This window comes from Campylobacter concisus (assembly GCF_902460705.1).
In the GTDB taxonomy this organism is placed as follows: Bacteria; Campylobacterota; Campylobacteria; order Campylobacterales; family Campylobacteraceae; genus Campylobacter_A; species Campylobacter_A concisus_Z.
Genome location: NZ_CABPUP010000003.1, coordinates 141,944 through 160,263, shown reverse-complemented (window position 1 = coordinate 160,263; position 18,320 = coordinate 141,944). Strand labels below are relative to the sequence as shown.

Annotated in this window: 15 protein-coding genes; 8 read left to right on the top strand and 7 right to left on the bottom strand. The window is 38.4% G+C overall.

Annotated elements, in window-relative coordinates; all coding sequences use genetic code 11:
• Positions 1-34: 34 nt before the first annotated feature.
• A complete protein-coding gene (locus F3G75_RS05770; RefSeq protein WP_149716892.1) occupies positions 35-1,402 on the top strand; it encodes a hypothetical protein in 1,368 nt (455 codons plus the stop codon).
• A 231-nt stretch (positions 1,403-1,633) separates the two neighbouring features.
• Here the strand turns inward: F3G75_RS05770 and uvrB are convergent, their stop codons facing one another.
• Positions 1,634-3,610 carry an excinuclease ABC subunit UvrB gene (gene uvrB, locus F3G75_RS05765; protein WP_149716891.1) on the bottom strand — a complete coding sequence of 659 codons (1,977 nt, stop codon included), beginning with the start codon at positions 3,608-3,610 and terminating at the stop codon, positions 1,634-1,636.
• A gap of 125 nt (positions 3,611-3,735) precedes the next feature.
• Here uvrB and F3G75_RS05760 point away from each other — a divergent pair, with 125 nt between their 5' ends.
• The 7 genes from F3G75_RS05760 to F3G75_RS05730 all read left to right on the top strand — a co-directional run bounded on the left by F3G75_RS05760 (position 3,736) and on the right by F3G75_RS05730 (position 10,481).
• Entirely contained in the window at positions 3,736-3,969 is a 234-nt protein-coding gene (locus tag F3G75_RS05760) for a hypothetical protein (RefSeq protein WP_149716890.1), read from the top strand.
• A 13-nt stretch (positions 3,970-3,982) separates the two neighbouring features.
• On the top strand, positions 3,983-4,219 hold the full coding sequence (locus F3G75_RS05755) for a hypothetical protein (protein WP_054196819.1): 237 nt from the start codon (positions 3,983-3,985) through the stop codon (positions 4,217-4,219).
• On the top strand, positions 4,216-4,632 hold the full coding sequence (locus F3G75_RS05750) for a type II secretion system protein (RefSeq protein ID WP_084042158.1): 417 nt from the start codon (positions 4,216-4,218) through the stop codon (positions 4,630-4,632). The genes F3G75_RS05755 and F3G75_RS05750 overlap by 4 nt, the downstream gene beginning before the upstream one ends.
• Complete coding sequence (locus F3G75_RS05745) at positions 4,632-6,485, top strand: primosomal protein N' (RefSeq protein WP_149716889.1); 1,854 nt, start codon at positions 4,632-4,634, stop codon at positions 6,483-6,485. The genes F3G75_RS05750 and F3G75_RS05745 overlap by 1 nt, the downstream gene beginning before the upstream one ends.
• A 240-nt stretch (positions 6,486-6,725) precedes the next feature.
• Entirely contained in the window at positions 6,726-7,784 is a 1,059-nt protein-coding gene (gene ispG, locus F3G75_RS05740) for a flavodoxin-dependent (E)-4-hydroxy-3-methylbut-2-enyl-diphosphate synthase (protein WP_103641210.1), read from the top strand.
• Between the two features lie 10 nt (positions 7,785-7,794).
• Positions 7,795-9,207, top strand: a complete 1,413-nt coding sequence (locus tag F3G75_RS05735; RefSeq protein WP_072594392.1) for a replicative DNA helicase — start codon at positions 7,795-7,797, stop codon at positions 9,205-9,207.
• A gap of 110 nt (positions 9,208-9,317) precedes the next feature.
• Positions 9,318-10,481 (top strand): ComEC/Rec2 family competence protein, encoded by a 1,164-nt coding sequence (locus F3G75_RS05730; protein WP_223154441.1) that lies wholly within the window; start codon positions 9,318-9,320, stop codon positions 10,479-10,481.
• Here the strand turns inward: F3G75_RS05730 and F3G75_RS05725 are convergent.
• From F3G75_RS05725 to fliP, 6 genes are read right to left on the bottom strand one after another with little or no spacing between them, the layout of a single operon-like run.
• Complete coding sequence (locus F3G75_RS05725) at positions 10,478-11,341, bottom strand: EamA family transporter (RefSeq protein WP_149716887.1); 864 nt, start codon at positions 11,339-11,341, stop codon at positions 10,478-10,480. The two genes, F3G75_RS05730 and F3G75_RS05725, sit on opposite strands and share 4 nt — an antisense overlap.
• Entirely contained in the window at positions 11,334-12,569 is a 1,236-nt protein-coding gene (locus F3G75_RS05720) for a TolC family protein (RefSeq protein WP_149716886.1), read from the bottom strand. The genes F3G75_RS05725 and F3G75_RS05720 overlap by 8 nt, the downstream gene beginning before the upstream one ends.
• Positions 12,566-15,592 carry an efflux RND transporter permease subunit gene (locus tag F3G75_RS05715; RefSeq protein ID WP_149716885.1) on the bottom strand — a complete coding sequence of 1,009 codons (3,027 nt, stop codon included), beginning with the start codon at positions 15,590-15,592 and terminating at the stop codon, positions 12,566-12,568. The genes F3G75_RS05720 and F3G75_RS05715 overlap by 4 nt, the downstream gene beginning before the upstream one ends.
• On the bottom strand, positions 15,589-16,332 hold the full coding sequence (locus F3G75_RS05710; protein WP_149716884.1) for an efflux RND transporter periplasmic adaptor subunit: 744 nt from the start codon (positions 16,330-16,332) through the stop codon (positions 15,589-15,591). Before F3G75_RS05710 ends, F3G75_RS05715 begins: the two co-directional genes overlap by 4 nt.
• Positions 16,329-17,594: a TolC family protein gene (locus tag F3G75_RS05705; RefSeq protein ID WP_149716883.1), complete on the bottom strand. Its 1,266-nt coding sequence runs from the start codon at positions 17,592-17,594 to the stop codon at positions 16,329-16,331. Before F3G75_RS05705 ends, F3G75_RS05710 begins: the two co-directional genes overlap by 4 nt.
• Positions 17,594-18,316: a flagellar type III secretion system pore protein FliP gene (fliP, locus tag F3G75_RS05700; RefSeq protein WP_374048483.1), complete on the bottom strand. Its 723-nt coding sequence runs from the start codon at positions 18,314-18,316 to the stop codon at positions 17,594-17,596. Before fliP ends, F3G75_RS05705 begins: the two co-directional genes overlap by 1 nt.
• Positions 18,317-18,320: the final 4 nt, after the last annotated feature.

The window sequence follows — 18,320 nt, the reverse complement described above, 5'->3', positions numbered from 1 at the left end:
CAATAAAATAACTAATTTAATTTAAGGAGTAAATTTGGAACCGTTACAACAAGAAAAAAAATATACGTTAAAAAGTGCCAGAGAGTTGGGGATTATATCTTGTATTGTGGCGATATTTAAGTATCTAGTTTTCGTTTCAGGGCTTTACAAAACCCTTGATCGTGATTTCAGTCTTATCCTCAAAGCATGCTGCGACTCTATCAGTTGGCTACTTTTATTTTTTGCTATTTCATTGATATGCTCTATTTATAATTCCTCAAAACTAAGAACATATTTTAAAATTTTTACTATTTTCATTTTGATATATGTCATTTTAACTCTTTTGACTTTTAAAATTGTTATGTATCTAGGAGAAAGAAATTTTAACCATGATGATTTTATCTTTACGATATTGAATTATTTTTATAGCGACGAAGAGATCATGTATAATCATGACCTGTTTAAACAGCTATTTATTTATCGTAGCTATTTATTGAGAGTATTATTCGTAACAGCATCACTATTTTTATTTATATCTATCGCAAAATTAGGAAAAATAACAAAAGAAAAAATGTTTTGGGCTTATGCGTTATTTGGCGCATCTCACATAGCAAGCTACTTTATTAAAATTGATCACAAAATTTATAATTATATTGATATTGGAGCTTTCTTTCTTGCTTTAATCGCATGGTGGCGACTAAAGACACAAGCAAGTAGTGACGAAATTCAAGTAACTATCGAAGATGGGATTTTAAACGTGACTACTATCAAATCTCCAAGCCAATTAGCCGTGAAAGCCTGTTTAGTTGGCCTTGTTGCAACATTTTTTTACTATATATTTTTTGAATATTTGTTAGCACATCAAGAAAGAATGTCACTTCGACCAATAATATTTATAAAGCCTCTTGCTTACGCGATAATATTAGCGGTTATTTGCTCTGCCATTAAGCAGATAGCACGTACGTTAAATGAGATAAGACTGCATACAAATTTCTTATTTTTCTCTATCCTTTTTGTGATATTTACAATAGCAAAAGCAACAACTGACTACATGTATATATATGCTTACGATTATAATTTTTTAAATATCTTTGGTACGCACAATGCCTCAATTAAATCTTTAGTTTCTAGTGCCAATACAATCTTATACATTGGAGTATTTGCTCATTTGTTAGCTACAGTATTTTTATTTTTATTTACAACAAGATTAGTGAGCGCAACTAAAAGTAGGCTATTTTGGATAAATTTTATATTGTTTGTGGTAAGTTCAGTCGTACTTTTAGTACTACTATTTCCAGGTAGACCAAACTTTATAGGCCTTTTAGCTAAAAACATAGACCTTTTTAATATAGCAGAGCTTTTCTTTTTATTAATTGCTTGGTATAGCGTAAAAAAAGACACAAGAGAGCAGGATAGATCATAAAACGGCATTTTGCGATAAATTTATAGTTTAAACAGCTAAAGATAAGATGATTTTGTCTTTAGCTTCGCTATGAGGAGACGAGGCGAAATTTACGATACGAATGGGCTCAAAAGCGGTAATATTTTGTGATAGATTTAAATGTTGTACGGTTTAAAATTTGCGTAGACTAGACATATAGTCTGTCGAGCAAAATTTAGCAAGCTCATTTAAAGATACACAAAAAGACAACGCTTATATTTTTCTCATCTTCGCTATTTCATCACGTAGTGCCACCGCCTTCTCAAACTCCAGCTGTGCAGCCGCTTCAAGCATCTGCTTTCTTAGTTCTTTTACGATCGCAGCTCGCTCGCTAGCTGGCATCTTCTCTAAATTTTTACCACGCTTGTAAATTTCACCATCATCTTCGACATGCAAGCTCTCTTCGATATTTCTGCTTGCAGAGTGCGGCGTTATGCCGTGAGCTTTGTTGTATTCATCTTGAAATTTACGCCTAGCAGTCGTCGTATCGATCGCCTCTTTCATTGATTTTGTTATCTTTTTGGCAAACATTAGCACCTTGCCATTTACATTTCTAGCCGCACGCCCCATCGTCTGTATAAGGCTCGTTGTCGAGCGCAAAAAGCCCTCTTTATCGGCATCCATTATGGCTATCAGGCTCACTTCAGGCAGGTCCAGCCCCTCACGGAGCAAATTTATGCCTATTAGCATGTCAAATTCGCCACTTCTAAGCCCCCTAATGATCTCGTTTCGCTCGATCGCGTCGATGTCTGAGTGCATATATTTGACCTTGACGCCAAGCTCGATGTAGTAGCGGCTTAGCTCCTCGGCCATCTTTTTAGTTAGCACCGTAACTAACACTCGCTCACCTCTAGCGATGACCGCCTTTGCCTCGTCAAATAGCGCTTCAACTTGATTGTCACTATCTTTTATCTCGATGATCGGATCAAGCAGCCCCGTAGGACGCAAAATTTGCTCATAGACGTGCCCCTGGCTGATACCAAGCTCGTATTCGTTTGGCGTGGCTGAGACAAAGAGAAATTTCGCCTTTTTGCTTACAAACTCATCAAATTTAAGCGGCCTGTTATCAAGCGCTGAAGGCAAGCGAAATCCATACTCGACAAGCACCTCTTTACGGCTCCTATCACCCGCATACATGCCCCTAAACTGCGGCAAACTCACGTGGCTCTCATCGACGATGACCAAATAGTCCTCGCCACTTATCTCAAAGTAGTCAAACATCGAGTACGGCGTCTCTCCGGGCTTTTGTCCGGTTAAGTGGCGCGCGTAGTTTTCGATACCTTTACACATGCCCGTGCTTGCCATCATCTCAAGGTCAAATTCCACCCTTTGCTTTAGTCTCTGCGCCTCAACTAGCTTGCCCTGCTCGTTAAATTCTTTCAAGCGCACGTCAAGCTCCTCTTCGATCTCCTTCATAGCGATCTTTAGCCTATCAGCACCCACGATGAACTGACTGGTGGCGTAAAGTGTAAATTTAGAGATGTCCTTTAGCCTCTTGTTATCAAGCACGTCAAAATGATACATCGCATCGATCTCATCGCCAAAAAACTCGACCCTTAGGGCTTCATCATTGTAGTAAGCTGGGTAAATATCCACCACATCGCCATTTACACGAAAGTCACCCCTGTCAAAGTAGTTATCATTTCGCTTGTAGCCCATATCGACAAGCTGCTCTAAAAGCTTTCTTTGGCTAAATTTCTGTCCAACATTTAGGTAGGCGACCATCCCTTTATACTCGCTTGGATTACCAAGTCCGTAGTTTGCAGAGACTGAGGCTACGCAGACGACGTCATCAAAGCTTAGCAAGCTAGCCGTCGCAGAGAGACGCAGGCGTTCAAGCTCCTCATTTACTGAGCTATCCTTTTCTATATATAGGTCGCTTCTTGGGATGTAGGCCTCTGGCTGGTAGTAGTCATAGTAACTTATGAAGTACTCGACATGATTTTTTGGGAAAAAGCCCTTAAATTCGCTATAAAGCTGCGCGGCAAGGGATTTGTTATGCGTCATTATAAGAGTTGGCATATTTAGCTCACGTATTACGTTTGCCATGGTGAAAGTTTTGCCGGACCCTGTTACACCTAGAAGAGTTTGGTATTTATTGCCTGAATTTATGCTTTTTACTATCTCTTTTATCGCTCTTGCTTGGTCGCTGCTTGGGCTAAATTTAGATGAAATTTCAAATTTACTCATTGATTGCCTTTAAATTTGAGCGAATTTTATAGCAAAGATAGTGCTTTGTCAAATGAGAATTTTAATAAGAATTTAGCCTCTGCGTGTTAGAATACGAGCCTAATTATTATTTTAAAGGAACTTTTATGTTTGAAGATAATGCGATCTTAACCACACTAAGCGATAAAGTAAATGACCTGATCACAAAATATGACGAACTTTGCAAAATAAACGAAGAGTTACGCAACGAGATCGTAACTTTAAAAGCACAAAATGAGGCAAAAAGCAATCAAATCATGCGTTTAGAAGAGGATCTTGACAAGAAAAATACCGAAGCTGACGATGTAATGAGAAAAATCGAAGCTGTCCTTGGCAGATAAGCTTGGCTAAAATATGAAAAAAATCACGCTCACGATATCATCTCGCGACTACACGATCACGCTTGATGATGATTTTGCTAAATTCTTTGAAGATGACTGGCAAAATTTAATGGGCGGACGCCAATTTATCGAGCCAAAAGAGCTTTTAAACGCCTTTATAGAAAAATGTTATGAAAATTATGCTGTGATAAAGGCGGTAAAAAATTTAACTGGCAACGTTGATGAGATATTAAAGCGAGAAGAGAGATGAAAAGACGAGCTTACACCTTGCTTGAGCTGATATTTATAGTAGTTATACTAGGCATTTTAAGCACAGTCGCTATACCTAGACTATTTTTTTCTAGAAGCGATGCTACCATCTCAAATGCAAAAACTCAACTTGCCGCTATAAGAAGTGGAATTTCACTAAAATACAATGACAATATCTTGCAAGCAAAGCCAGAATTTCCACAAAAACTAGACGATGGCGATCCAAGTAAACTCTTTAAAAATGTTATAAATATACCGATAAAAGATAGCGGCAGCAAAAATGGCTGGCACAGAATAAGCGATGACAAATACACATTTAGGCTAGATGGCAAAGTAGCAAATTTCAAATACGACAAAAATACTGGTGATTTTGGTTGCAGTGATGAAAATGAAATTTGCAAATCACTTCAGTAATGCATTATTACATACTCGCATTTTATGGGCTAAATTTAGCCCCACTCACTTATGAAAGCGATCAAAAACTAGAAAAATTTCAAGGCGTAAAGGCTTCTTTAAGAGGCAAAATTCTTACTGCCTTTGTCCTAAAAGAGACTGGCGAACCAGAGTTTAAAACAAGTAAAATTTTAGAAATTCTACCGATTAATCTAACTTCAATGCAAAGTGAATTGGCAATATTTATCTCAAAATATTACACATGCGAGCTTGGTGTCAGCCTAAATTTATTTGAACCAAATGACACTATTGCAACAGATCAAATTTATGAAAATCAAAATTTTAATGTAGCACCCAAACTAAGTGAAAAACAGCAAGAGGCTTTGGAATTTATAAATAAGCGTAAAATTTCACTCATCTTTGGCGACACTGGAAGCGGAAAAAGCGAGATTTACATCGCTAAGATCAGAGAAATTTTAAACGCAGGCGGTCAAGCACTATTTTTGATGCCTGAAATTTCACTTACACCACAGATGCAAAAGCGTCTTGAGGGCTTTTTTGGCGAGGCAATAGCAGTCTGGCACTCAAAAATCACGCCAAAGAAAAAAGAGAAAATTTTACAAGATATAAAAAGTGGCAAAGTTAGGCTCATTGCAGGTGCAAGATCTGCTTTATTTTTACCACTTGAGAGGCTAAAACTCATCATCATCGACGAAGAACACGACGATAGCTACAAAAATACAGGTTCAAAACCACACTACAATGCAAGAGACCTTGCCCTCTTTCTAACTAACAAATTTGATCTACAAGTGGTGCTTGGAAGTGCCACGCCAAGCCTTACTAGCTTTTACAAGCAGGAGCATTTTCGCTTAAAAGGGACATATTTTGATTCGCAAAAAAATTACATTTTCGATGAGAGCGAGACTGGAATTAGTGAAATTTTAAAAGATGAAATTTCAAAAACACTCGCAAATAAAAAGCAAGCTGTCATCTGCCTGCCAACAAGGGCAAATTTTAAATATCTAGTCTGTAAAAACTGCGGTGAAACGCTAAAGTGTCCTTTTTGTAGCATCGGTATGAGCTACTACAAAAAACAAAACGTGCTAAAGTGTCAATACTGCGAGCATAAAATGGCCGTACCAAAGACCTGCCACCAGTGCGGCAGCGAGATGATAGAGGCTAAAAAGATCGGCACTAGCGAGCTTCTTGAGAGGCTGCAAGCTGAGTTTGCAAACGCTAGGATCGCTAAATTTGATAGAGACGAGATCACGACGCAAAATAAGCTCGTAAAGGCTTTGAAGGAATTTAACGACGGTAAAATAGACATCTTACTTGGTACGCAAATGCTAAGCAAAGGGCATGATTACCACAACGTAGAGCTTGCTGTCATCATGGGATTTGACGAGCTTTTAAATTTTCCTGATTATAAGGCCAGAGAGCGAACGCTCGCTCTTGCCATGCAAGTAGCCGGAAGAGCTGGTAGAAACGGGGCTGGTAGAGTTATCATTCAAAGCAAACAAAGAGAATTTTTTGAGAGCTACATCAGCGATTATGACGCATTTCTAAAAGAAGAGATTGGCTACCGCGAGGGGCTTTATCCGCCATTTACCAGGCTTCTTCGCATTATCATCTCGCATAAAGATGAAAACATAGTAAAAAATACAATGAATGAATTTGTGCAAAGAATAGAACCTTTAAGAAGCGATGAGCTTGAGATCATAGGATACGGAAAGTGCCAGATAGAGTATCTTGGAAGCAAATTTAGATATGAAATTTTACTCCGCTCAAACTCTCATATACCTCTTTTAAAAGCTGCAAATCTCTGCAAAAGCGAGCTTAGTGATATTGATATAGACCCAGTCAATTTTAGTTAAAAATGCTAGCCTAAAAACTATCCAACAAAGACATGGTAAATTTTAAAATAGATAATAGAGAAACCTAAGGCTTATGAAAGCATTATGAAATTTGATAAGTTGGCTATAAAGAGTAAGTAAAATTTTAGAAACTACATCCAATAAAAATACTAATTTTTATAAACTATTAAAAATAAATTTTCAAGCCTTTTAAAAGCCATTTTTCTTTATAATCCCCAATAAAAATTTAAAGGCAAAATTTTGCAACGATACCCAACAAAACAGATAAAAATTCGCAATGTTTTAATAGGCGGTGACGCACCAATATCCGTGCAGTCGATGACCTTTTCAAAGACGAAAGACGTAAAAGGCACGTTAGAACAGATACAGCGGCTTTATTTTGCGGGCTGTGATATCGTGCGTTGCGCAGTTTTTGATAAAGAAGACGCCAGCGCGCTAAAACAGATCGTTGCAAGCTCCCCAATACCAGTCGTTGCAGACATTCATTTTAATCACACCTATGCGCTCATCGTTAGCGAATTTGTCGATGCTATCCGCATAAATCCCGGCAACATCGGCTCAGCCAAAAATATAAAAGCGGTCGTTGATGCCTGCAAACAGCGAAATTTACCTATCCGAATAGGTGTAAATTCTGGTTCGCTTGAAAAGCAGTTTGAGGACCGCTACGGCCGCACTGTGGAGGCGATGGTGGAGAGTGCTATGTATAACATCAAACTTCTTGAGGATTTTGACTTTACAGATATCAAAATTTCACTTAAATCAAGCGACGTTGAACGCACGATGCAAGCTTATAGAGCGCTTCGCCCAAAGACAAATTATCCATTTCACCTTGGCGTTACTGAGGCAGGTACCACTTTTCACGCGACTATCAAGTCCGCTATCGCGCTAGGCGGACTGCTACTGGAGGGCATCGGCGACACGATGAGAGTTAGCATTACAGGCGAGCTTGAAGAAGAGATCAAAGTCGCAAAGGCGATCTTAAAAGATAGCGGCCGACAAAAAGAGGGACTAAATATCATCTCATGCCCAACTTGCGGGCGTTTGCAAGCTGATCTCATGGCTGCAGTAAAGCTCGTAGAAGAAAAGACAAAAGGGATAAAAGAGCCGCTAAATGTCTCAGTGATGGGCTGCGTGGTAAATGCTATCGGCGAGGCAAAAGGCGCAGATGTTGCCATAGCATTTGGCAAAGGAAATGGCATGATAATGCGTCACGGCGAAGTGGTCGCAAGACTGCCTGAAAGCGAGCTTGTAGATAGATTTTTACAAGAGATCGATGATGAGATAAAAAGTAGAGACTAAAGGAAAAGTTGTGGCAAAGCAAAGAGTTAACGAGATAGAATTTACCAACCTTTACGACATTGATATGGAGCGAGCTATACTAAGCTCCATTTTGCAAAACAACGATATTTTAGGTGAAATTTTTGATATTGTTAAGGCAAAGGATTTTTATCTAAAAGGGCATTCGCAAATATACGATGCAATGGTAGCTTGCCTAAATAGCGATGATCCTATAACTATGCCATTTTTAAAAAATAGACTTGGCGAAAAATACGACGAAGAGCTAATACTAGATATTTTGGGCACAAATTCCCTAATAGACATTCAAAAATACGCAAACGAACTAAGAGAAAAATCCATAAAAAGAAGTCTTGTAAAGATCGCTCACAATATACCAAGCAAAGTAAATGAAGACAAACCAAGCCGTGATATGGTTGATGATCTTAGCCAGGAATTTTACTCTTTGATAGAAGGTGGAAGCACTGGAGTTATAAAAGAAGGCAAAGAGATCATCATGAAAATGATGGATCATATTAATGCTCAAGCTTTACTTGGCGAAAAAGATATCGTTGGACTTGACACTGGATTTAAAAAGCTAAATGAGATGATAAAGGGCTTTAAAAATGGTGACCTCATCATCGTCGCAGCTCGTCCAGGCATGGGAAAAACGACACTTTGTTTAAATTTTATGAGTCAGGTTCTAAAAAATAATGCTGGAGTTGTTTTCTTCTCGCTCGAGATGCCAGCTGAGCAGATAATGATGAGAATGCTAGCAAGCAAGACCTCTATCCCGCTTCAAGACATAATGACTGCAAAGATGGATGATGAAGCGTTGGCTAGATTTAGCGATGCTTGCGAAGAGTTTGCTGCTAGCAAGCTTTTTGTACATGATAGCGGCTATGTAAATATCCATCAAGTAAGAACGCAAATGCGAAAACTAAAGGCTATGCATCCTGAAATTTCACTTTGCGTGATTGACTACATCGGTCTTATGATGAGTACAAATAACTACGCTGATCGTCACGTCCAAATAGCTGAAATTTCTCGTGGATTAAAGCTTTTGGCACGTGAGCTAGATATGCCAATCATCGCACTTTCTCAGCTAAACAGAAGCCTCGAATCTCGCGCAAACAAACGCCCTATGCTAAGCGATCTAAGAGAGTCAGGAGCGATCGAGCAAGATGCTGACATCATTCTTTTTGTTTATAGAGATGAGTTTTATCTAGAACAAGAAGAAAAAGAGAAAGAAAAACGCGCAAGTGCCGAGGGCAAAGAGTACAAGAGCAATCATGTCTTTAATAAGCTTCAAGAAAAGGCTGAGATCATAGTTGGCAAAAATAGAAATGGCGAAACTGGCTCAGTTGATGTGCTCTTTCAAAAGCAACACTCAAGATTTGAAGATATGTCTGCAATGCCAGTATCTGATGTTTCATTTGAAGGCTGATGCGTTTTAAAGCTTTAAAAAATAGAGAAATTTTTACTATATTTTGCCTGTTTTGCCTTTGCATTTTTTCTATAAATTTAGCTATTAGCTATCATAAATATCAAATTTTTATGGACAAAGGCGAACAAGAGCTAACAGCAACCGTGATTTCTAGCTATGAAAAGCTTGGAGATGACGGCAAGAAAAGGCAAATTTTAAAGCTTAAGACTGATGAGTTTTCATTTTATACACTTGGAGCTAAAACAGATGACTTTAAAGCTGGAGATAATATATTTCTAAGCGTCATAAATTTAGACGTTAGTTTTAAAGACTATCTTGCTTCCTCCTTTTATATGCCTAGCTTTTCACGCGAAAAACTACCACAAAAAGCCACGCTAAATATCAATCAAAAATTACAATCACTAATCTACGCCCAGCATGAAAATAGTAAAATTTCACAGCTCTACTCGGCTCTATTTTTAGGCACAAGTATTGACGCAGAGTTAAGAGATGATGTCTCGCACCTTGGTATAGCGCATCTTATAGCCATAAGTGGCTATCATTTAGGTTTCATAAGCGCAGTTATATTTTTTGTATTTAGGCCACTTTTAAAATTTTTATATGCGAGGTTTTTACCTTTTAGAAACTACAACTTTGATCTAGCCATTGTCGTTTTTATAGTCTTGTCATTTTACTTTTTTATAATAGGCTTTATACCAAGCTTTTTGCGAGCATTTTTAATGAGCATTTTAGGATTTTATTGCATGTTAAAAGGCGTCAAAATTTTAAACTTCAAAACACTTTTTATAGTGGCACTTGTTAGCATATCGCTCTTTCCACAGCTACTTTTTAGCGTAGGTTTTTACTTTTCACTCATGGGCGTCTTTTACATATTTTTATATTTTAAACACCTAAAAGATAAATTTTCGCCCTTCATTCATCTTATTCTTTTAAATTTATATGTTTGCTTTGCAATGGAAATTTGCGTGCTTTATTTCTTTCCACTCATTAGCTTACAGCAGCTTAGCGTCCTTGCTATCAACTACATCTTTAGCGTTTTTTATCCATTAAGTGCTGCACTTCATATCGCTTCGTATGGCGACATTTTTGATGGCTTGCTAAATAATATTTTAAATTTTAGACTAAGCTCGACTAAAATTTTCGTGCCAGCTATTATTTTTATCTTTTATAATATCGCTTCACTTCTAGCTATAAAATTTAGATCCATATTCTACATCTTGCCACTACTTGGGCTTTTATGCTTCGCTATTGCTAGCTATAAAATTTACGCCTAAGCGATCTTCATACCATAAAATTTCATTATCTTGTTATGAATTATCAAAGATATATACATTATAACAGCGCCTAAAATTAGCCTAGTTAAGTTTGTATCCTTTTGCCAAAAGACTAAATTTACAATGATAGCAGCTGGAATGAGAGCGTTATTCATGATGGCAAGCACGCCGCTATCGACCTCGCAAGCACCTTTGTTCCACATAAAATACCCTAGCCCACTAGCGACCACTCCAAGCCAGAGAAGCACTAAAATTTGTGTTGAAGTAAGTGAAAATTTGGCTGGATTGCCAAGAGCAAGAAGTGCAACGACAGCTACTAAAAATGCACCAAAGTGAAAGTAGCCAAAGACATTTTTTTGATCGACGTCAAATTTTTCTAAAAGTGCTTTATATGCACTCTGCCCTGCTCCAAAGCAGATATTTGCCGCTTGCACTAGCAAAAAGCCCTTTAATACACCATCGTTTATAGCGCCGTATTTTATAACCAAAGCTCCAAAAACCGCAACGCCAACGCTAAATAGATAAAGTGGCCTAAATTTAAAGCTAAATGCGTCATAGATGAGCGTAACGTAAAACGGCGTAAAAATGGTAAAAAGTGCGACTTCTGGCACACTTAGATACAAAAATGAATTGTAATAAAATAGATACATAAGTCCTATTTGCACCGCTCCGATCGCCATGATGCCAAATGCTAGCTTTGGGCTAATGCCACGAAATTTTGTAAATGGTAAAAAGACTAAGCTCGCAAGCGCAACCCGAATAAAAACAGCCAAATAGCTATCAACCTTGCCAGCTAAAAACTCACCTATCAAACTAAAGCTAAACGCCCACAAAATGGTTACAAAGATCAGTTTATTCAATTATCACCTCGTTTATTTTTCTTGCACATTCAAAAAAATACTCAAGCTTGTTTAACTCAAGTAAATCGCTATCAAGTATGAAATTTGCCCTATCGCTAAAATTTTTCTCACTCACAAACAAAAATTCTTCATATTTTATCTCACCATCAAGATAGCCATTTAACAAATCAATAAAATCACTATCAAGCTTATCTTGCTTCAAATCTTGCAAATTTAACTTTGCATTTAAGCCTTTGATCGTGCTTTCTAGCTCTTTTAGGCGAGTGATTATCCTATTTTCTTCATCGCTTAGATCAAGTGCCGCCTTTTGCTCTTCAATGCGTTTAGCTTGACTTTGTTTACTAAGACTTAAGCTATCAGGCAGCTTCCACTCAAACTCCACTCTAGGCTTGTTCGCATCAGCGTAAGCGCCTATCATCTGCGAAGTCGTCCTCTCACCTTTTTTAAAGCTGTTATTATTCACACTTTGCGTATCTTTTAAGTAAATTTTTGGAGCAAATTTGCTCTTTTGCTTCTCATTTTCTTGCTCTTTTATAAATTTTTCTTGCTCCATCGCCCCAAGTTTTGCGCTTATATCATCTTTACTAAAATCTGGCATCATTATCTTTGAGCCAGCATTAAAGCCGATCTCGCCGTTTGAGAGCAAATTTATCCTTGAGTTTAGCTCGGCTAGCTTAAGCCCAAGCTCGTCAAGCTCAGCTCTTTTTTTATTTAACGTGAAATTTATCGCATCAAACTCAGCTTTATTTATCTCGCCATACTCAAACCAAAACTCATTTTCAGCCGCAGCTTTTGCAAAACTATCCACAAATTTTGTCTCTAAATTTATAAGCGAATTTAGTGCAACGGCATTAAAATAGACCTTTGCGACCTGAAAAGCAGTGAGATTCATCAGCTCTTCATCTTTGTAAATTTTCTCCACGCCCTTGTGGTCTAAAATTTTATCAGCAGCCTCGCTCGCACCGCCATCAAAGATAAGATACTCAACCTTTGCCGTGATTGATCCAGCCTTTGTCATATATCCGCCCTTTATCTCATCAGGGATAAAAGTATATCTGCCATCAAGGGATAAATTTAGCTTTTTACTCTTATTTTTATTTATATATTCATTTTTATTAAATTCTTTCAAGCTTTCAAGCCTTGCACTTTGCGCTAGAGCGATGATCTCTAGTAAATTTCCAGCCCAAAGAGGCAAAGCAAAGAGCAAAACAGCTAAAATTTTCTTCAAATTCTCTCCCTTTCATAAAATTTTCTTATAAATTTATCAAGATTATAGACCCATGCAAAAAGCACTGGCACGACAAGCAAGCTTAGCAAAGTCGAGCTAATGAGCCCAAAGATGATACTTGTAGCCATAGGTGAGTTGGCCTCATAGCCAGCACCCCTGCTAAGAGCAAGTGGCAGCATGGCAAATATCATCGCAAAAGTGGTCATCAAAACAGCTCTTAGTCGCTTCTTAGCAGCCATTTTCACAGCTTCGTTCGCCTCCATGCCGCTATTTGCAAAGTGGTTTGCAAAATCAACCACCAAAATGGCGTTTTTACCGACCATGCCAAAGAGCAAGATGACGCCAACCATGACAAATAGGCTAAAAGGATTGCCACTTATAAAAAGACCTATCACGACACCACAAAATGCAAGCGGCATGGCAAGCATGATGAGAAATGGCAACAAAAAGCTCTCATAAAGTGCAGCAAGCACCATGTAAATAAGCACAGCGCTCGCACTTACTGTAAAGATAAAAGAAGCGTTCGTATCATCCATGAGCTCAACAAATCCTAGAAATTTATACTTGAAATTTGCAGGCAAAATTTCATCAAGCTTCTTTGAAATTTCATTTGCCACGCTATTTAGCGGAGCGTTGTTTTTGGTATTTGCTAAAAATTTTATCTCATCAGCTCTATTAAACCTTGAAATACTAGCTGGCTTTTGCTCAAAACTAATCGTCGCTACATCGCCAAGTGTGACAAAAAAGCCCTCCTTGCTTCTTATCTTGGTCTTTAAAATATCATTTGTATCGCTTCTAAATTTATCATCAAGACGCATATAAAGCTCATACTCTTTGCCATTTTCGTTTTCAAAAACAGAGACCTCGTTCTGGCTAAATGCGCTATAAACAGCACTTGCGATGCTGGCTTTATCTAAATTTAGCCTTTTAGCCTTATCTTCATCAATAGAAATTTGCACGCGCTTTAGCAGATCTTCTTCGGGCGAATTTACATCCGTTGCGTCGTTTATCTCTTTTAGCATTTTGCTGATCTTTGGCACAAATTTCTCTAGTTCCTTGCCATTTTCAGATGTGATAGTAAGCTTTACTGGCTGCACATCGCCACCTTCAACCACTGGCAAGTCAGCTACAATGACGCTCATATCATCGCTCTTTAGCTTGTCACGAAAACTTTGCATGATGGCGTTTTGCCGCTCGTGATTAGCTCTATCTTTTAGCTCCTTTAGCCTAACGTAAGCCTTTACAAGATAAGGCTGCTTGGCATCTGTGTAGCCAAGGATGAAGTAGGCGTAAGCGACCTGAGGATCGGCGTTTATGAGTGAAATTTTATCTTTTAGTCTCTCTTTGCTAGCTTGCAGGCTAAGTGAAGGATCAAGCTTAAAGTAGATGTTAAACTCCGAGTTATCCTCGCTTGGCATGAAGTCACCGCCTACAAATTTAGCCAGTCCAAACGAGCAAACAACGACCGCAATCGTTATAGCTAAAAATATGAGCTTAAATTTAAGCGCCAAGGCTAAAAGCTTCTCATAGCCATTTTCAAGCGCCTCAAAAAATGGCTCACTCTTTAGAAAAAAGCTGCTTTCTTTGGCATCTACAAACCTAGCACTAAGCGTTGGCACGAGAAAGATACTAACAAAAAACGAGATGACGATACCAGCTGCCACACTCATCGCAAAGGAGTTAAAGTACTTGCCAACGATACCGCTCATAAAGGCTATTGGCACGAAGACGCAAAGCAGCACGAGCGAGATCGCAAAGACGCTAAATGCTATCTCTTTTATGCCTGCAAAGCTTGCTTTTAGGGCATTTGGCTCATCTTTTAGCTTGCTAGCGATATTTTCAGTGACAACTATCGCATCGTCGATGAAAATTCCGATGCCAAGGGTCAGCGCTATGAGACTTAGGCGGTTTATGTCGTAGCCTAGGGCATTTATGATGAAAAATGTCGCCACGATGCTAGTTGGGATCGCTACGACTGAGATGATGGTGATCGAGAAATTTCTTAAAAATAGATAGACGATTACGATGGTTAGCAAGACGCCAAGGATCATATCAAAGGCGGTTTGATCGATGTGCTTTTGTATCACTTCGCTCTTATCGTAGGCTATTTTTACCTCATACTCATTGCCAAGCAGGCTTCTAAACTGATCTAGCTTTGACTTAGCTAGAGCGATCACTGTTAGAGCGTTTGCGTCTGGGGCTAGCTCAAGACCAAGCAAGACGCCACTTTTTTTATCCATTATCGCTGCTTCGTTTGCGTCTTTGTAAGAGAGCTCAATGCTCGCGATATCTTTTAAAAAGACCCCTTGTTTGATCGTTAAATTTCTTATCTCATCTATGCTTTTGGCGCTGAAATTTGACTTGATAGCCATTTGGATTTTTTCATTTTCTATCTTGCCAAGCGGCGCTTTTAAATTTTCAACCTTTATCAAATTTGCCACTTCATTTGCGCTAAGAGCGTTTTTATCAAGCTTAAATCTATCTAGTAAAATTTTCACCGCTGGCTCTAAAAAGCCATTTGTCTTGACCTTTGAAACGCCGCTAATGCGCTCCAAAAACGGCTTTGCCACGTCATCGATCTCTTGCATTAGCTTAGCTTCATTGCCATCAAGCCTTTTGATAAAGAGACTAAAGACAGAAGATGAGAGGCCATTTAGCTTTTCTATCTCGTAGTTTGCATTTAGACGTGCCTTTTGCATCTTGTCGCGAACGTCGTTTGTAGCGCTCTCTAGATCTTTATTTAGCTCAAATTCGATGCTTACCACGCTTAGGTTATCAAAGCTGGTTGAGTAAAGCTTTTTTATCCCCTCGATGCTTGAGACCTCGTCCTCGATCTTTTGCGTGATCTTTGTCTTGATGTAGTTCATATCGCCGTTTGCGTAGGTCGTGATCTTAACGATTGGGATATTTACTTGCGGGTATAAATTTACATTCATCGTCTTTAGCGAGTAGGTGCCAAAGACAACGAGGCTTAAAAATATCATAAGCGTAGTTATGGGACGGTTGATGGCTGTTTTTATCATTTATTTTCGCCGATTATCACTTTTCCTTGACCAAACATACCTGGCTTTAGCCCGCTGTCATAAGCCTCGGCGTAAAATTTCCTAGTCTCTCTTTTTATCTCTGGGTAAATTAGCGCGATTTTAACCTCTTTTTCCTCGCTTGTTGCGTCAAGCTTAAATTTAAACGTATCGCCAACTTTTACTAAATTTGCATATTTTTCATCGATCGCTATTAAAATTTTAGCCTCCTCGGAGTTTAGAACAAAGGCTGGCTGAAGCGGCGAAGCACTCTCGCCAAGCTCGACATTTTTACTAGCTATGACGCCATCAAACGGAGCTTTTAAAATGGCCTTTTTAAGATGATCATCTGCATTTAAAATGGCAATCTCAGCTGCTTGAACTCTTAGAGCTGCCTCGTCAAATTTATACTTTACCTCATCAAATTCTTGCTTTGAAGTGACATCCTTTACTTGGCTAAATTTATTAAAGGTGCTTTTAGCAAATTCTTTGGCATTTTTGGCAAGCGCTAGGTCGTTTTTTGCCTTTTTTAGAGCGATCTCAAGGCTCGTTTGATCAAGGCTAGCTAAAACGTCGCCTTTTTTAACGTGACTTGAGACATCTACAAAAATTTTATCCACCTTGCCGCTGCTCTCAAATGCAAGCTTTGAGCTTTGCTTAGCATAGACTTCAAAATCAGCAAAAATTTCTTCTGCTGCAAATGAAAAAATGCAAAATATCATTAAAATTATCAGCTTTTTCAATCCCTAATCCTCTCTAAAATGCTCTCCCCACTTTCAAAAAAATACTCCGCTTTTTTTATCTCTAGCTCATCTTTCGCCCCTTCAAAAAGGCTAATGGCATCAAATTTCTGAGAAAGCGCCTCAAGTAGGTCGCTATATCCCAAAAGCCCAGAGTTATACTTCTCATAGCTAGCTTTTAATGCCAAATCGCTTGCTCTTACATATTCGTTTAGTGAAGCAATTTTTGAAGTAAGCACCACGATTTCACTTTGCAAATTTTTAAGCTTTGTCTCGTTTTCACGCCTTTTATACTCTAAATTTAGCCTTGCCTCATCAAGAGCGATCTTTTGAGCCTGACTCATCTTACTAGTAGCGAAAAAATCAAAAATTTTCCATTTAAAAGCGATACCAAATTTATTGCCGTGAGTATCTTCTTTTAAGTATTTATCCACGTATGAGCGGTAAGAACTAAGCCTACCAAGGTCAATGTCGTAATTATTTTTATAAAATCCATATGTGTCATAAAGAATTATTTGAGGCAAAAAACCAGCCTTTGCCTCGCTAAGCTTGGCCTCGCCTAAAAATATATCTTGGCTTAGTCTATCAAGCTCGGCATTTTTTGAAGCTAAATTTGAGCTAATATCAGCCATCTTTGCTCCGGCTACTGGTAAAATTTTCTCACCAGTTAGCAAATTTATCTCATTTAAGATTTGCTCCATTTTGTTTTTGTATTCAAGCTGCGTGCTATTTGCTAGGTGATATTTTGCCCGCAAATTTTCAAGCTCATCTTTTGGGGCAAGGCCTGCAATGTTTGCCTTTTCAAGCTTATCTAAAACGCCTTTTAAAAAATTTGCCTGAGCCTGTTTGGCTGCGATTATATTTTCAAGCGCAGCTGCGTTAAAGTATAAATTTATAGCCTTAAATGCAAGGTAGTTTTTAGCTTCATCACTAGCGATCACGGCTTTGTTTTTTAAAAGCTGGCTCATCTTTAGCCTAGCCTCTCTAGCCCCGCCATCATATAGTAAAAAATCAATTCTAGCTAGCACACCGGTTGACTCTTTAGCAACTACACTTGGAAAAGTGCTTGCATTTTTGCCGTATGAGCCCTCAAGGCTAAGGCTTGGTAAATAGGCGCTAACAGTAGCCTCATCGCTCAAATTTGCTCTTTTTAGCTCAAGCTCTTTGATCTTTGAAATTTCATTTTGCGTTGCCTTGTTTGCGATAACGCTTAAATTTGAACCAAGCAAAAATACCGGCAAAAAAATGAATAAAAATTTTTTCATTAGTGAAAGCTTTTTACAAGATTTCCTATTAGTAAATTCCAGCCATCAACAAGCACGAATATGAGCAGTTTAAATGGCAGTGAGATCATTACAGGAGGAAGCATCATCATACCCATGGCCATTAGCACTGAGCTTACGACCATGTCGATGACAAGAAATGGCAAATAGAGCAAAAATGCTATCTCAAAAGATGTCTTTAGCTCACTTATCATGAAAGCCGACATTGCAATACTTAGCGGTATCTCTTCAATATTTGCTGGATTTTGTAAATTTCTAATCCTAAAGAAAAGTGCAAGGTCTTTTTCTCTTGTATTTTTTACCATAAATTCTTTAAAAGGCTTTAAGCTTTTATCAAGCATCTCTTCATAGCCTATTTGCTCAGCTATATAAGGCTTTATGCCATCGTTATAGCTCTTTTGCCCAACTGGCTCCATGATAAAAAATGTAAGAACCATCGCAAGCGAGATGAGCACTGTTGAAGGTGGGACTTGTTGCGTACCCATCGCTTGGCGTAAAAATGAAAATACGATAACAAGCCTTAAAAAACTTGTCATCATAAAAATGAGCGAAGGAGCAAGTGCAAGTGCAGTGAGGATTAGTAAAACATTTAGAGAATTTACAAGCTGCTCGGCATTTGTTGGAGAATTTAGACTTAAATTTATAGTTGGTAGCGCAGGATCAGCCCCAAAAACCGTGCAAAGTAAAACCGCTAAAGCAAGCAGTGCT

Bases quoted from the DNA above. Each gene is read 5' to 3' on its own strand.
- uvrB (WP_149716891.1), bottom strand. From the start codon at position 3,610: ATGAGTAAATTTGAAATTTCATCTAAATTTAGCCCAAGCAGCGACCAA.
- F3G75_RS05760 (WP_149716890.1), top strand. From the start codon at position 3,736: ATGTTTGAAGATAATGCGATCTTAACCACACTAAGCGATAAAGTAAAT.
- F3G75_RS05755 (WP_054196819.1), top strand. From the start codon at position 3,983: ATGAAAAAAATCACGCTCACGATATCATCTCGCGACTACACGATCACG.
- F3G75_RS05750 (WP_084042158.1), top strand. From the start codon at position 4,216: ATGAAAAGACGAGCTTACACCTTGCTTGAGCTGATATTTATAGTAGTT.
- F3G75_RS05745 (WP_149716889.1), top strand. From the start codon at position 4,632: ATGCATTATTACATACTCGCATTTTATGGGCTAAATTTAGCCCCACTC.
- F3G75_RS05730 (WP_223154441.1), top strand. From the start codon at position 9,318: ATGGACAAAGGCGAACAAGAGCTAACAGCAACCGTGATTTCTAGCTAT.
- F3G75_RS05715 (WP_149716885.1), bottom strand. From the start codon at position 15,592: ATGATAAAAACAGCCATCAACCGTCCCATAACTACGCTTATGATATTT.
- F3G75_RS05705 (WP_149716883.1), bottom strand. From the start codon at position 17,594: ATGAAAAAATTTTTATTCATTTTTTTGCCGGTATTTTTGCTTGGTTCA.